Here is a 13297-nt window from a genome sequence, read left to right as displayed (position 1 = left end):
ACAGCGATTATAGCAGCGGAAAAACGAGCCGTTGATCAGGCTCAGCTCCGTTCCTGCTGATAGAGAGTGGTCAGAAACTCTTCGATGCTTTTGAATTTCTTTCCTTCCGCGGCGATGGTTTCCACCTTGCTGCGCGCTTCGGTTGCCGAATATCCCAGGCTGAGCAGCGCTTCATAGGCTTCGCTGAATACATCGGTGCGGCCTTCGTCGGCGGGAAATTCTTTGGCAACAATCAATGCGAATTTTGTCATCTTGCGTCTGAGCTTGGCGACGATTCGCTCCGCGACAGCCGGACCAATCCCCGGCAGTGTGGTGAGCTGTTTAATATCTTTTTCCTCAATGGCCGTCGCCACTTCTTTGACGGGACGGACCATTGCCCGTAACGTTTTTTTGACTCCCACCCCATCGACCGAGCAGACCAGTTCGAAGAACTCCCGTTCGGCGTGACTCATAAATCCAATCATGCGGGGAGTGAGTCTGCCTTTCTGCGGATTCCCCTCGATGTACTGAATGGTTTTCAGGCTGACTTCGCTGCCAATCAGGGGCTGCAGCTGGCGGCGGACAAATTCGGGAATAAAGACTTCGTAGTCGAAAGCCCCGACTGAAATAATGGCTTCAGTTAAGCTTAACTCAATCAGTTCGCCGCGAATATTTGTAATCATGGATGCTCAGTCGATAAGAGAAACGGGTATCACAGACAGGTGACACGGATAGTGTGGTAATGACATAAAGCAGCCGCGAAGGCATCTGCCACGTCATTGGGTTCCAGAATGGTCTTTAAGCCCAACTCTGTTTTGATAGCGTGCTGCATCTGTTCTTTTGAAGCTCGGCCGCTGCCGGTAATCAGCTTTTTAATCTGAGTCGGAGTGTAATGCACGACCGGTATGCCCGCATCATGGGCTGCAAACAGGATGGCGCCACGGGCATGAGCCATGATGATTGAGCTCTTAGGGAAACGGGGGGTTGTAAATACCTGCTCAATCACCATCACGTCCGGCTGATATTCGGTAATCACTTCCCGGATCCCGGAAGCGATTTCATGAATTCGCGCAGCAAGGTTCGCTTCCTGATTCGAACGGATAATGCCACCTTCGCACAGGACCGGGCCTTTCGCAGACTGCTGTAACAGAGCATAACCCGTCCGATTTAATCCCGGGTCAATTCCCAGAAAGCGGACCGCTTTCGTCAACTCTGTTTCATCCATCATTGAATTCAGATTCATGATTGGCTCAATCTGATCGCAGAAAACGTGATTAGCCGCGTCGCCACAAACTACCTTCCGGACGATCTTCTACCGTGATCTGGCAGGCAGCCAGGCCATCACGGATTTTATCAGCGATGTCCCAGTTTTTGCTGGCTCGGGCATCTTTTCGTATCTCCAGAACCAGTTCCATCAGTTGATTGACCAGTCCGTCATCGGCACCCGAATCTTTGGCAGGGGCTTTACGGAACACACCCAGCAGGTTGGAAAGTTCCTTGAGCTGGCTGGCACCGGTTTTCAGGGCATCAATCATTGCCTGGTTCTGCTTGCCTGCACCTTCCAGGTTCTGCGAATGAATCAAGGCGTTCAAAGTCGAGCGTAACTCAAACAATATGCCAATCGCACCACCTGTATTAAAGTCATCGTCCATTGCTTCCAGGAAGCGCTGACGCAATTCAGAGAGCTGCTGGAAGTATTCTGCCGGATCTCCTTCCAGACCTGTCGACTGCTCCCGCTTCTCTGCCGTGGGAAGCTGGTAGAAACTTTCTCCGGTGATACGTTCAAACGTTTCAAAGAAACGGTAGAAGCCTTCGATACCTTTTCCGGTCTCACGGATATTCTCATCGCTGAAGGCGATCGGGCTGCGATAATGCGTGGAGAGCAGAAACAACCGTACGATTTCCGGCGGGTGAACGGCGAACAGCTCTTTTACGGATGCAGCTCCTTTGGAACCAGAGAGTTTGTCGGCTTCCTGTGCCTGCTGGTCTACGGCGACATCACCGTGACGGTCATGCTGGCCGCCTACTTTTCCAGGAGCATCGCTGGCCTGCATCAATCCGTTATGAACCCAGTAACGTACGTAGGTTTTACCCGTGCAGCATTCTGACTGAGCCCGTTCGTTTTCATGATGCGGGAACATCAGATCGAGGCCACCGCCGTGAATATCAAAGGAATCACCCAGCAGTTTGCGACTCATGGCGGAGCATTCAATATGCCACCCCGGTCGACCGGGGCCCCACGGACTGTCCCACGCAGGCTCACCCGGACGTGATTTCTTCCAGAGCGCGAAGTCTGCCGGGTTCCTCTTTTTATCATTGGCTTCGACACGCGTCCCCGCAATCATTTCCTCGATTTTGCGACCGCTGAGACAGCCATATTTACTGTCTGTTGCAGCGGAGAAATAGACATCACCATCCAGCGGGTAGGCAAAGTCTTTATCAATCAGCGACTGGATGATCTCCTGCATTGCTTCGATATAGTCGGTGGCTTTGGGGAAATCGGTAATCGTATCGACGCCCATGGTATCCAGGTTATCGAAATAATCCTGTGTCATTTCCGCCGCCAGCTTCTCGACAGAGATATTCAGCTCGGCTGCTTTATTGATCAGTTTGTCATCGATGTCGGTGATATTATTGACGAATTTGACTTCGTAATTGTTATAGGTCAGATAGCGGGCGATCGTATCAATAATGACCGGACCAACCATGTGACCGATATGCGAATGCTTGTAAACTGTGGGACCACACAGATAGATGCCAACCTTGCCTGGTTTGATCGTCTGGAAATCTTCTTTTTTGCGACTGAGTGTGTTGTAAATTCTGAGTGTCATTGTGTGCGATACCTGAATTTCTTCCTGTAATCAAATTAATGAGAAACCTGAATGGAAACAGGTTCCGTCTGAGAATGAATATCATTGAGTTCGCGTTAAAAGCACGACAGCATCTGCTGTCATCGCTTCCTGTCTGCCGACGGGGCCAACGCGTTCTCCTGTTTTGGCTTTGATGTTGACTTGTTGTTCGTCCAGCTCGAGTAACCCTGCGACCGATTTCCTGATCTGAGGCTTAATGCTGGCTAGTTTAGGACGTTCTGCCGAAATAGTGCAATCCAGGTTTACAATTTGCCAGCCAGCCTGTTGTACTTCTGAGAACGCTGCTTTCAACAGGTCACCGGAGTCGGCACCTTTCCAGCGGTCATCTGTGTTGGGAAACATCTCTCCAATGTCACCCAGGCCGGCTGCTCCCAGCAGGGCATCGGTGATGGCGTGCAGCAACACATCGGCGTCGCTGTGTCCCACCAGGCCCAGTTCAAATTCAATTTTGACTCCACCCAGTATGAGCGGGTAACCTGCTTCCAGCCGATGGCAGTCCTGGCCTGCGCCGATTCGCAATTCTGGATTTTTCCGGGTTTCAGAGGCAGATGTCATGAGTTCAAATCAATGACCGTCGTCGAAATCATTCAGATCACGGCGAAGGCTGTTCTTATGAATATGGGTTTGGGTCGGGTTCAGCTGAAGCAGGCAAATCATAGCTGGAGCACTCAAACAAGGCAATATGAGCCAGGATTCCCAAGTCGTTCCCTGATCGAGAGTAGCGTAATTGTGGTACAAACCCCGCCGGTTCAGCAGGATGCGGCATATCGGGAATTTCAAATTGACATAAAATCTGATTCCCGTTAGACTCCCGGCCCCTTCAATTCAAAACGCGATATCCTGTCGTGCACTGATCTCTCAAACTGATACCTCTCTCAACTAAACCTTTCATGAAGTTACTCCCTCTCAGATCCTGTTTGGCGGTTGTGACACTGGTTTTACTGGTCGTCAAAATATCCGGCTGCGCATTGATGGAAGAGAGTGCCGTGTTCGGATTGAAGAAATACGCGGAGAAACAGACGGTCAATAAGCTGCCTGCAATTCCGGTTTCTCAGGATGCCATGCAGGTCGAAATTGTCTTTATTGAACGCCCCGTCACAGATCCTCTGCTGGGGTCGGCTCTCTGGAATGAAGTGGATGAAATCGGAGCCATCGAGCTGTTGAACCAGGAAAACCTGAATCAGAATGGCCTGCGAGTCGGCCATGTGAGTTCAGTTCCCCCCATGGCGTTGCAGACGCTCCTCGGTTTGAAATCGCATCTGGGAGGTCTTTCCCGGGAAGATGAGTCACTACTGCTGTCCGGCAGACGTCTGATGCTAAGGTCGGGCGTGCCTACAGATATTCAAACCAGTGACTTCTATGACAAATGCAGCTTGAAACTGCTGACAGGCGATGACGAAGAGCCTGAGGAAGTCAAAGAGTTTGAACAAGCCCGCTGCGTGATGCGAGTCAAAGCACATAAAGTGCAGGATGGCTGGGCGAAACTGGAGTTCACTCCCGAAGTGCATTACGGAGCACAGCAGTTGCGTCGTACGCCAACGACAATTGGCTGGCAGCTGGAAAATCGTCAGAATACCAGCCCTTTCTATAACCAGAAATTTGAAGTCACTCTGAACGTAGGCGAGATGGCGATCATCACTGCCACCGATGGAGTCAAGCAGAACTCGGCAGGGCACCTGTTTTTTCGCGGAGAAGGTTCCAAAGCGGACATTCAGAAAATTCTGGTCGTGCGTCTGTCCAACATGTCGAAGATGGACGTGGTTCGCAGCGAGTAACACGCAGCTCATAAAAAAAGTGAGCTGCTTCGAAAAGAAACAGCTCACTTGAATCTCTGTTTTTCGGCTGAATCACAGCAGTGAATCAGACTTTACCGAAAATCGTTTTTCCGCTGGAGAACAGGTCATCGCAGGCTTCACCCATACGCTGAGCCACTCCCTTTTCACCGGCTTTCAGATAGCTGCGTGGGTCGTAAACTTTCTTGACTCCGACTTCGCCATCGATTTTTAATACGCCGTCGTAGTTCTTCATCATGTGATCCACAACAGGACGGGTGAAGGCGTACTGAGTATCGGTGTCGATATTCATTTTCACAACGCCGTATTCCAGTGTTTCCCGCAGCTGATCTTCGGGAGTTCCGGAACCACCATGAAATACCAGGTCGAATTCTGCTTCTTTACCGTACTTGGCGATCACAGCTTCCTGACCCAGTTTCAGAATTTCCGGACGCAGTTTGACGGCACCTGGTTTGTAGCTGCCATGCACGTTGCCGAAGGTGGCAGCAAACATGTAACGTCCCAGTCCGTTGAGTGCTTCGTAAACGGCGACCATGTCTTCTGGTGAAGTATACAGCTTGTCGGCTGGCTGATCGGAGTTATCCACACCATCTTCTTCACCGCCGACCACGCCGGCTTCTACTTCCAGAATGATTTCGTTGGCCGCACACAGCTTGAGCAGTTCAACCGATAATTCCAGGTTTTCTTTGAGAGGCAGTTCTGAAGCATCCAGCATGTGAGACTGGAACAGGTTCGGCAGACCAGCTTCGCGACGACGGGCGGTTTCTGCAATCAGTGGCTTCAGGAAGGAATCGACTTTACCGGGCTGGCAGTGGTCTGTGTGCAGAGCAATCAGTACATCGTAACGTTCTGCCAGTCGGTGAGTGGCTTCTGCTAAAATGATCGCTCCTAAAACAGCGTCTGCCTGATCCAGACCTGAAGCGAATTGACCGCCGCCGGTAGAAACCTGGATGATTCCGTCTGACTTCTTATCTGCAAATGCTTTCAAAGCTCCGTTGATTGTGGTCAGCGAGGTGACATTCATCGCGGGGTAGGCATAGTTACCTTCTTGAGCGGCATCCAGCATCGCTGCGTATTGAGCTGGGGTTGCAATCGGCATTGGTTTTTCCTGTTCAGTTTAAAGTGATAAAAAGTTTGATTCTGTATGAGCTTTAAGCCGATCCGACACGATGATACCTGATCTGGACCTGCTTGGTTTCCGGATGAATTGACGAGACAATGTTCATCACAGACTGGAAACAGCAGGGAACTGAAAAAGATGATCGAGAGAATGGCCTCTGAGTTTCCGCTGATTCAATCCTTAATCCAGCCAGCCGTCATTGCACTCAGAACATCAGTTCTGGTTAACAAGACCATAGCGATTGTGAATTAAAGTTGGATGCGGTTTGAAAACTGTTTGACAGAGCATAAAACCCCGAGCCAGATTTTCACTCTGTTTATACTGTTTATTATCAAGTTCTGCCCGGTCATTCAAGTGTCGGGGGAAACCGTCAAGCGAAGCTTTGCAGAGGTTTTCGCCGGTGCTGTCATAAAATGCCCGTTTTGACCGGGGATTTGCGAGAAAACCGAGAGAGCGGGGTACGCTTTTACAGGACTCGGAGACGAGCGTTTTCAGTCGTGGTTCCAGGCTTTATTTCGGAACCTTGTTCAGTAATTCGACTCCCGATAAGCCGGTTGCCTTTGCAGGCAGCGCTTCCAGCCCCTGGGTCTGCTGGTAAATTCGGGGCTCAGGGGTATAAGTCATTACCCGTAAATCGTCGAAGAGAATCGCTCCCAGTCCATTCAATGACAGCGTCAGAATGAAGTTTTCGCTTTGTGGCACTTCTCTGATCAGATCAATCTTCTGCCACTCACTCTTTTCATTCCAATGTAAAGCACCGCCAGGTCCCATGATGCTGTCCTGCAGTGTTGCCCCCAGCGGGTTGCCTGTGATCGAAGTTGATACTTTGGCCCAGCCTGTGACATGCACAATCTGTCCGCTGCGAACCGCCAGGGGTGGCGTTGTGAGCTGTACCAGTGGGCCTTCGATATTTTGTGGAATGTCATTCCGGTTCAGCGGGACTGCCAGCAGTCTCAGGCTGAAATCGCCCGAACGTTTGTCACGGGGATACAGCTCGGCAATCGCCTGGGTTCCCTCAATCGCATGTTGCACGTGAGTCCAACCTTCGCCAACCATCGTGTCGATGTCTTCACAATCCCCCGATCGCAGCATATTGGGATCGATGCGTTTGGCACTGCGACCAATCTGTTCAATCATTCTCCAGTGATCGGGCAGGGTACTGTAAGAGACGGTATAAGGGCTCGTCATGGACAGGGAAAGAGTCCGGGTTGCTTCCCGCCATTGAATTCGCTGTAAGATTCGCAACATCTGTCTGCAGTCGCGGGCCGCATTGTGAGCACTATGATAATCCTGCGCGGAAAACGCCGACTCTGCCTGACTCAATCGCTCCCGGGCTCGTTCCAGGATGGCTGGTCCATCCATACGCGCAACCTGGCTCACGCCCAGTTCCAGCAGTTCTGCGTTTGTATTCTGACAGCGCTCCAGCTTGGCGCGGCTCAGTTTTAGACTGGTTTCTGCGGCGTGCGGGCTGATCAGCGCCACTTTTTTTCTCAGCTTCTCAATCAGTCCCTGATCGGAAGTCATGATGATGATTGACGTCATATCGAATTTGGGAAGCGAAATTTCAACGCCCCCGTTCACGCGTTTCCGATCCAGGTTTTTAATTCGGGTCGTGCTCAATTCCCAGACCGAGGCGGATACGTTTCCACCCGGGATGACAATTGTGGCGTCGTTACCCGCCATCTGATCGGGGACAAACTGGGCGCCGTCGCGATACCAGACCGGTAGAATCAATGTCCCATATTCAGAATGAATGACGGCTGCCTGGAGTTCTTCAGCCGCAGCTTTTTCCCGCTGGAGCTGCATTTCCCGTTCAGACAGTTGTTCGTTCACCTGGAGTCGCTTGGAACTGGATTGCTTGAAATCGACCCCTAACTGGGTGATCTGAGGAGTTGATTTTTGCTTAAGCCTGAAAGGGACATGGGAAATTACAGAACCAGTCGCCAGCCACGGCTCAATGAGATCGATCTCGCGATTTAATTGTTCGATGACCAGTTTGCGTTCCAGTGCACCGGGAGTACTCGTATCATCCAGTCGGTTCGTGGTCCAGTAACCGACCGCACGACAACCGGAAGAGAGGGTGGCGTAGACCTGCAGACGGATTTGCTCAGGCTCTATGACAATCGGAAGTTTATTGGAAGAATCTCGCCAGCGTGCATTGGCAAACGTCGGTTCTGTCTGGATCCAGGTCCAGAGAAATCGTCCCGGGGCAAATCGGGTTTTTTCAATCAGTGTATTGCGGTATTCCAGCAGGCTGATATCGGTGTTCAGGATACGCGGGCTGGAACCAATCATCGAAACTTCCCGGGCAATCTGCCGTTCTTTCCCGAGGACGTCTGCCATGATTGGTCGTTTGAACTGCTGGTCGGCACTTTGAATCTGACCGACGCGACTGCGGATTTCATTCCATTTACTGCCGGGAATTTGTGTTCCCAGATACCAGAACACAATCGGCGCTGTCTGCTCATCAAAGGGGATCAGTGTCGCATCGCGAGAGGCAAGAAACGTACCGTCCTGAGCCTGGGGACGCGGCGGCGTTGCCATGGCCCATAATCCCTGGTTGCGCAGTTCTGAGAGAAACCGGTAGTCATCAAACTGGGGGGCCTCGATAATATTCAGACCGGCCTGTTTGAGTGATTCCAGGTTTTCGCCATGATACTGTGACATACGGGGAAAGAATGGTCTTCCCTCCAGTTGAACCCGGTCCAGCAGAAATTCCACGATCGGCTTGGCCTTCTGCTTACTCAGCGCCGCAGCCGTCTGCATGATCGAATCATTGGGGCGGACAATCGGGGTCAGTTTCAGATCGTCCAGCAGGAATTCGACCTGATCTGAGGAAGAACGTGTCACAACCAGAACCCGTTCCACATACATCTCACGGGTATCCAGTTGACGGAGCTTACTGCGTCCGCGTAACAGTCCCAGTGACTGGTTCACCAGTGCTTCGGTAGTTGTGCACTTCAACTGCTGCCATTTGCCTTCTTCCGAATACGTATCTCCAATCAGATACATGCGGGCGACTGCACCGGTTTCCGGATCGATCTGATGGGGCAGGACCGCTTCCAGACCCACGCGCGTCCCGCGTCGATTGGATTTCAGCCACAAAGACACAGTCAGTTCGTTAATAATTCGACTGGAAGGGAGTGGGTGCGACACTTCAATCAGTGAACCCAGGTTTCCTGTCGCCACCTGCAGATGCTCACAGGCAGCACCGGAGTGCATCACCGTTGTATTACGGACATGCCACTTTTTCTGAGCCTGGTTCGGGTCGATGCGCACTTCCCAGCTGACGCGGGAGGTATCATCGAAGTGTTCATGATAAGTTTCTGCGCGCAGAACAGGCTCGCTGAACACTCCCGTCAATAGAAAGATCAGCAGGCAGAGGTGACTCTGAAACAGCTTATTCAATATACGTGGCATCGATGCCTGAACTCGAACCCATCCCTGGGATAAAAATGATCGTAACGCTGCAGTTTCTATACTGATTTACACATCCTGATCACTCAGGAATATGATTTTCCATCCCGACGGTCTACGGAAAATATTCCCCATTTTCCACAAACCAATCACCGTTCAGCATTCTTTACGAAATGTTGTACGCTGTCCGGTTTTCGTTGCAGTCAGTCAACAAAGGTGTTGCCATAATACAACCAGCCATAACATTGCCAAAAATGACTACATTCTCAGAGGATTTTAGAAGAAATTGCAATCTAAGCCAAGACGAAGCCTCTCTTTTTTGTGAATCTGTCATTTGAGAGCGTATGATCAAATGTAGTTCTAACAGGCCTGTATGTAGTGACTTAGAGTAAATCCTTTATTAAATATTCATATTCGGCATGAAATCTGTTCTATTGGCTTTCAGTTCATCCTCTTGATGAAATCATTGATCGTGAAAGTACTGGCACAAGCTGAGAATTGAAACTTATGAATATCCGACTCACCGACGAAACAGATAGTGCAAGTCTGCCCCGCGAAGTAATCGACCTGGGCAAAAAAATCGCTGAACTGCCCCGCGAACAGCAACTGCTGCTGGAAGTCTCTTACTCACGTGTCGTGGAATCAGTAAAGCGTCGCAGACGAATCCTCGGTTTGATCCAGGAAGCACTGGCTCAATTACGTCTGGATGTGAAGTACCTCATGTTCGATCTGGATATCACCAAAAAAGAACGCGACGAACTCAAGGCCCGCCTCGAAGAAACTTAATCTTCAGCGGGCACAACTGAGGGCTCGGTCACTTCTTCGAATCGCTTCAGTGACCAGTACTGTGCCAGAATCGTTCCGGTCAGCATGCAGCCAAACATATACAATGCCGGCGGTAATGCGATCATCTCCTGTCCCGGAAACAGCTGACTCGCCAGAACCGCTCCCAGCCCTGCGTTCTGCATCCCCACTTCTAATGTGAGTGCCCGCCGCATCGACTCATTCAGTCGAATCGCTGCTCCAGCCAGATAGCCACACAGATAGCCCAGCAGGTTAATCACCAGCAGTGCCACCGCCAGCGAAGCAAAGACCTGCTTCAGTTGCGCTTCCTGCAGACTGATGATTGTCGCGATGATCCACAGGATCGAAAAATTCGCGAAAGCAGGCCCAAAAAACTGCATCATTCGACTGAATCCGGAGTGATACAAAGCCAGCAGATGTCCGCTGATGACAGGGAGCACGACCTGCGTCAGCAGCTGGAAGAACGAATCTTTCGCCAGTTCCGCAGCATTGATATCCGTACCACTGACAGCCAGATAAAGCACAATCGGCACAAAGACAGGTGAGAGCAGGGTGGCCGACGCGGTCAGACAGACCGAGTAACTCACATTGCCCCGCGCCGCCAGTGTCAACACATTCGAAGCCATCGCCCCCGGCACACAGCCCACCAGGATGATGCCGATCCGTAATTCCTGTTGATCGATAAATAACAGGCTCATCAGGAAAGCCAGGCTCGGCATCACCGTGTATTGCACAAATGTGCCGCCCAGCACCTGATGCCAGCGCCGAACCACCGCCCGCACCTCATCCGGGGGCAGTAACGACCCGATCACGAACATCGTGGCGGTAAATAAATACGAGAGATATGGCTTCGATTCATGAAACGGATGAAACGTATCGGGCAGGAGCTTGTCCCACAGAATCGCAGCTGCAGAAAGCAGAATCAGCCAGACTAACAGGTAACGTTGCAGCATAAGAGCGTTTCCGGGGCTTAAATGGCGATGACAGGCCTGGGATCGTAAGAATCTGAGAGGTTCACAGCCACGATCATTTGTTGACAGTAATGAATCGGTTATGATTCCTGACTGTAATCAATGCCATTCCGAATTTCTATGAACAACACCATAATGATGCATGCGGACCATCTGGCGGAATTCGTCAGCAACTTTGAAGAAGCAGGGCTGCTCGTCCGGATCTCATCCCCGGTAGAGACACAGCTCGAAATCGCTGCCATCACCGAACAGGTCGTCAAATCCAGTCCGCCCGACTCCGCACCTGCACTGTTGTTCGATCAGGTCGTCGGCCACAAAATCCCCGTGTTGACGAATCTCTTCGGCAGTCTCCCTCGACTGTTGCAGATTCTGCGAACCGATTCGCTCGATTCCATCGCCGACCGTGTCGCCGGACTCCTGTCCCCCGATCTGCCGGAAGGCTGGCTCGATTCGCTGAAAATGATTCCGCAGTTCTCGCAGCTTCTCAACATCAAACCCCGTATCGTCAAAACCGCCAGTTGTCAGCAGGTGGTCAAGCTCGGCCGCGATGTCAATCTCAGCGAATTCCCGCTGCTCACCTGCTGGCCCGATGAAACGGCACCCACCATCACCGCCGCCCAGATCGTTACGTTCGATCCGGAAACCAAAGCCCGTTTCGTCAATACCCGACCCATCCAGGTCCTCTCCGATCAGCAACTGGCGATCCGCTGGAGTCAGCATGACGCCGGTTATCAGCTCCTGCAGAAATTCCAGGCTCGCGGTCAGCAACTGCCCGTCGCCATCGTGCTGGGCGGCGATCCGGTCGGCCTCTATACGGCTCATGCACCATTGCCGAAAATGACCGACCCATATGCCTTTGGTGGCTTTCTGCGAAACAATGCTTTGGAACTGGTTCGGGCCCGCTCCATCGAAATCGATGTCCCCGCGCAGGCGGAAATCGTGATGGAAGGCTTTATCGATCCCGCCTCTGATCCTGTCGAAGTCGGTCCTGTCGCGAATGCCACCGGCTATTACAGCCCGGCTGAAACGGTGATGCCGCTGAATCTGTCCGCGGTCACCCATCGGGCCAATCCCATCTGGCACGCGCTGATCCCGGCTGCACCCCCTTCCGAAGCCGGTTTCTTCGCTCAGGCCACCGAACGTATCTTTCTTCCGCTGTTGAAGCTGATGGTTCCCGAACTCGTCGACATCCATTTTCCCGAAGCCGGTGCAGGCCGTTATCTGATGTTCGTCAGTATTCATAAATCCTATCCGCAGCAGGCCCGTCGGGTCGTTAATGCATTGTGGAGTCTGGAAAGTCTATTATCATTGAAGCTGATCGTGGTCGTCGATGCTGATGTCAACGTGCACGACGAACAGCAGGTCTGGTACCGTGTCAGCACGAATCTCAATCCCGGTCGCGACCTGATTCGCTCGGAAGGGCCCGGCGATGATGATGACCACAGCGCCGTCGTGCAGGGGATCGGCCACAAACTCGGTCTTGATGCCACCCGTAAATCCGCAGCAGAAGGGCATCCCCGCGAATGGCCGTCTGCCTTGAAGATGCCCGCTGAAATATTAGAACGCGTCCAGAGCCGTCTGAATGAACTCGGCCTGTCTTGAAAATATGAAACGATCCTGAAGTTATGAATGTAGATAAAACCGGCTCCCGTGTGCAGCAGATGTTTGGCGAAATCGCGCCCCGCTACGATTTCATGAACCACTTCCTCTCGGGTGGCGTCGACTATTACTGGCGCTGGCGCACCGTGCGGAAAGTCGCTCCTGCTGGCGCTGCGCCCATTCTCGATGTTTGTACCGGTACCGGAGATCTGGCTCTCTCCTATCTCAAAAAAACAGGCGGCAAAACGCAGGTCGTCGGAGCCGACTTCACCCATGAAATGCTGCAGCTGGCGTTGAAGAAAAATACCAGCAGCCAGCTCACCTTTCTGGAAGCAGACACCCAGGAACTCCCCTTCGCCGACAATCAGTTTCAGATCGTCTCCGTCGCGTTCGGTCTGCGCAATGTCGCCGATACCCGACAGGGGCTCAAAGAAATGATCCGCGTCTGTCAGCCTGGCGGTCAGGTGGCCGTCCTCGAATTCTCCATGCCCACCAATCCGCTGTTTCGCGCCTGTTATCAATTTTATTTTCGACATATTCTCCCCAAAATGGGACAATTACTCGCCCGCAACAGACAGTCTGCCTATAACTATCTGCCCGAGTCGGTTTCGGAATTCCCTTATGGAAAAGCTTTAGCCGACCTGATGGATGAATGCGGGCTGGAAGGCACACGCTGGTATCCGCTCACGTTCGGCATCGCCACTCTGTACACAGGCGTGAAACCAGCGGTTTCGAAATAACGTT

At 52.0% G+C, this 13297-nt stretch carries 11 protein-coding genes; 4 read left to right on the top strand and 7 right to left on the bottom strand.

Features of this window, described 5'->3' with window-relative positions; genetic code table 11:
- Positions 1 to 41 precede the first annotated feature (41 nt).
- From ruvA to ispF, 4 genes are all read right to left on the bottom strand, one after another.
- Positions 42 to 662, bottom strand: a complete 621-nt coding sequence (gene ruvA, locus ACN0YN_RS10855) for a Holliday junction branch migration protein RuvA (RefSeq protein WP_417385033.1) — start codon at positions 660 to 662, stop codon at positions 42 to 44.
- A gap of 29 nt (positions 663 to 691) precedes the next feature.
- The gene (ruvC, locus tag ACN0YN_RS10850) at positions 692 to 1222 is read right to left on the bottom strand and encodes a crossover junction endodeoxyribonuclease RuvC (RefSeq protein WP_417385032.1); all 531 of its coding nucleotides are present in this window, start codon (positions 1220 to 1222) and stop codon (positions 692 to 694) included.
- Positions 1223 to 1253: 31 nt separating this feature from the next.
- Positions 1254 to 2810, bottom strand: a complete 1557-nt coding sequence (gene cysS, locus ACN0YN_RS10845) for a cysteine--tRNA ligase (RefSeq protein WP_417385031.1) — start codon at positions 2808 to 2810, stop codon at positions 1254 to 1256.
- 81 nt (positions 2811 to 2891) lie between these two features.
- Entirely contained in the window at positions 2892 to 3404 is a 513-nt protein-coding gene (ispF, locus tag ACN0YN_RS10840) for a 2-C-methyl-D-erythritol 2,4-cyclodiphosphate synthase (RefSeq protein WP_417385030.1), read from the bottom strand.
- Between the two features lie 335 nt (positions 3405 to 3739).
- Here ispF and ACN0YN_RS10835 point away from each other — a divergent pair, with 335 nt between their 5' ends.
- Positions 3740 to 4624 carry a hypothetical protein gene (locus ACN0YN_RS10835; RefSeq protein ID WP_417385029.1) on the top strand — a complete coding sequence of 295 codons (885 nt, stop codon included), beginning with the start codon at positions 3740 to 3742 and terminating at the stop codon, positions 4622 to 4624.
- Positions 4625 to 4709: 85 nt separating this feature from the next.
- Here ACN0YN_RS10835 and fbaA read toward each other — a convergent pair whose 3' ends face one another.
- Together fbaA and ACN0YN_RS10825 are read right to left on the bottom strand one after the other, a co-directional pair.
- Entirely contained in the window at positions 4710 to 5741 is a 1032-nt protein-coding gene (fbaA, locus tag ACN0YN_RS10830; RefSeq protein ID WP_417385028.1) for a class II fructose-bisphosphate aldolase, read from the bottom strand.
- 531 nt (positions 5742 to 6272) lie between these two features.
- Positions 6273 to 9182, bottom strand: coding sequence for a hypothetical protein (locus ACN0YN_RS10825; RefSeq protein WP_417385027.1), 2910 nt, complete (start codon positions 9180 to 9182; stop codon positions 6273 to 6275).
- A gap of 504 nt (positions 9183 to 9686) precedes the next feature.
- Here ACN0YN_RS10825 and ACN0YN_RS10820 point away from each other — a divergent pair.
- Positions 9687 to 9965: a transcriptional regulator gene (locus tag ACN0YN_RS10820; protein WP_417385026.1), complete on the top strand. Its 279-nt coding sequence runs from the start codon at positions 9687 to 9689 to the stop codon at positions 9963 to 9965.
- On the opposite strand, the gene ACN0YN_RS10815 is transcribed toward ACN0YN_RS10820, so the two are convergent.
- On the bottom strand, positions 9962 to 10936 hold the full coding sequence (locus tag ACN0YN_RS10815) for a bile acid:sodium symporter family protein (protein ID WP_417385025.1): 975 nt from the start codon (positions 10934 to 10936) through the stop codon (positions 9962 to 9964). The two genes, ACN0YN_RS10820 and ACN0YN_RS10815, sit on opposite strands and share 4 nt — an antisense overlap.
- A gap of 138 nt (positions 10937 to 11074) precedes the next feature.
- Between ACN0YN_RS10815 and ACN0YN_RS10810 the strand changes: the two genes are divergently transcribed.
- Both ACN0YN_RS10810 and ubiE read left to right on the top strand, forming a co-directional pair.
- On the top strand, positions 11075 to 12556 hold the full coding sequence (locus tag ACN0YN_RS10810; RefSeq protein ID WP_417385024.1) for a UbiD family decarboxylase: 1482 nt from the start codon (positions 11075 to 11077) through the stop codon (positions 12554 to 12556).
- 23 nt (positions 12557 to 12579) lie between these two features.
- Positions 12580 to 13293 carry a bifunctional demethylmenaquinone methyltransferase/2-methoxy-6-polyprenyl-1,4-benzoquinol methylase UbiE gene (gene ubiE / locus ACN0YN_RS10805; RefSeq protein ID WP_417385023.1) on the top strand — a complete coding sequence of 238 codons (714 nt, stop codon included), beginning with the start codon at positions 12580 to 12582 and terminating at the stop codon, positions 13291 to 13293.
- Positions 13294 to 13297: the final 4 nt, after the last annotated feature.

This window comes from Gimesia sp., from assembly GCF_048260065.1.
Taxonomy (GTDB): Bacteria; Planctomycetota; Planctomycetia; order Planctomycetales; family Planctomycetaceae; genus Gimesia.
The sequence above is the reverse complement of the archived record's forward strand: the minus strand, read 5'-3'. Positions and strand labels throughout refer to the sequence as shown.

What these genes read in the sequence shown, in the direction of transcription:
- ACN0YN_RS10835 (WP_417385029.1), top strand. Translation starts at nt 3,740, where the DNA reads ATGAAGTTACTCCCTCTCAGATCCTGTTTGGCGGTTGTGACACTGGTT.
- ACN0YN_RS10820 (WP_417385026.1), top strand. Translation starts at nt 9,687, where the DNA reads ATGAATATCCGACTCACCGACGAAACAGATAGTGCAAGTCTGCCCCGC.
- ACN0YN_RS10810 (WP_417385024.1), top strand. Translation starts at nt 11,075, where the DNA reads ATGAACAACACCATAATGATGCATGCGGACCATCTGGCGGAATTCGTC.
- cysS (WP_417385031.1), bottom strand. Translation starts at nt 2,810, where the DNA reads ATGACACTCAGAATTTACAACACACTCAGTCGCAAAAAAGAAGATTTC.
- ruvC (WP_417385032.1), bottom strand. Translation starts at nt 1,222, where the DNA reads ATGAATCTGAATTCAATGATGGATGAAACAGAGTTGACGAAAGCGGTC.
- ubiE (WP_417385023.1), top strand. Translation starts at nt 12,580, where the DNA reads ATGAATGTAGATAAAACCGGCTCCCGTGTGCAGCAGATGTTTGGCGAA.
- fbaA (WP_417385028.1), bottom strand. Translation starts at nt 5,741, where the DNA reads ATGCCGATTGCAACCCCAGCTCAATACGCAGCGATGCTGGATGCCGCT.
- ispF (WP_417385030.1), bottom strand. Translation starts at nt 3,404, where the DNA reads ATGACATCTGCCTCTGAAACCCGGAAAAATCCAGAATTGCGAATCGGC.
- ACN0YN_RS10815 (WP_417385025.1), bottom strand. Translation starts at nt 10,936, where the DNA reads ATGCTGCAACGTTACCTGTTAGTCTGGCTGATTCTGCTTTCTGCAGCT.
- ACN0YN_RS10825 (WP_417385027.1), bottom strand. Translation starts at nt 9,182, where the DNA reads ATGCCACGTATATTGAATAAGCTGTTTCAGAGTCACCTCTGCCTGCTG.
- ruvA (WP_417385033.1), bottom strand. Translation starts at nt 662, where the DNA reads ATGATTACAAATATTCGCGGCGAACTGATTGAGTTAAGCTTAACTGAA.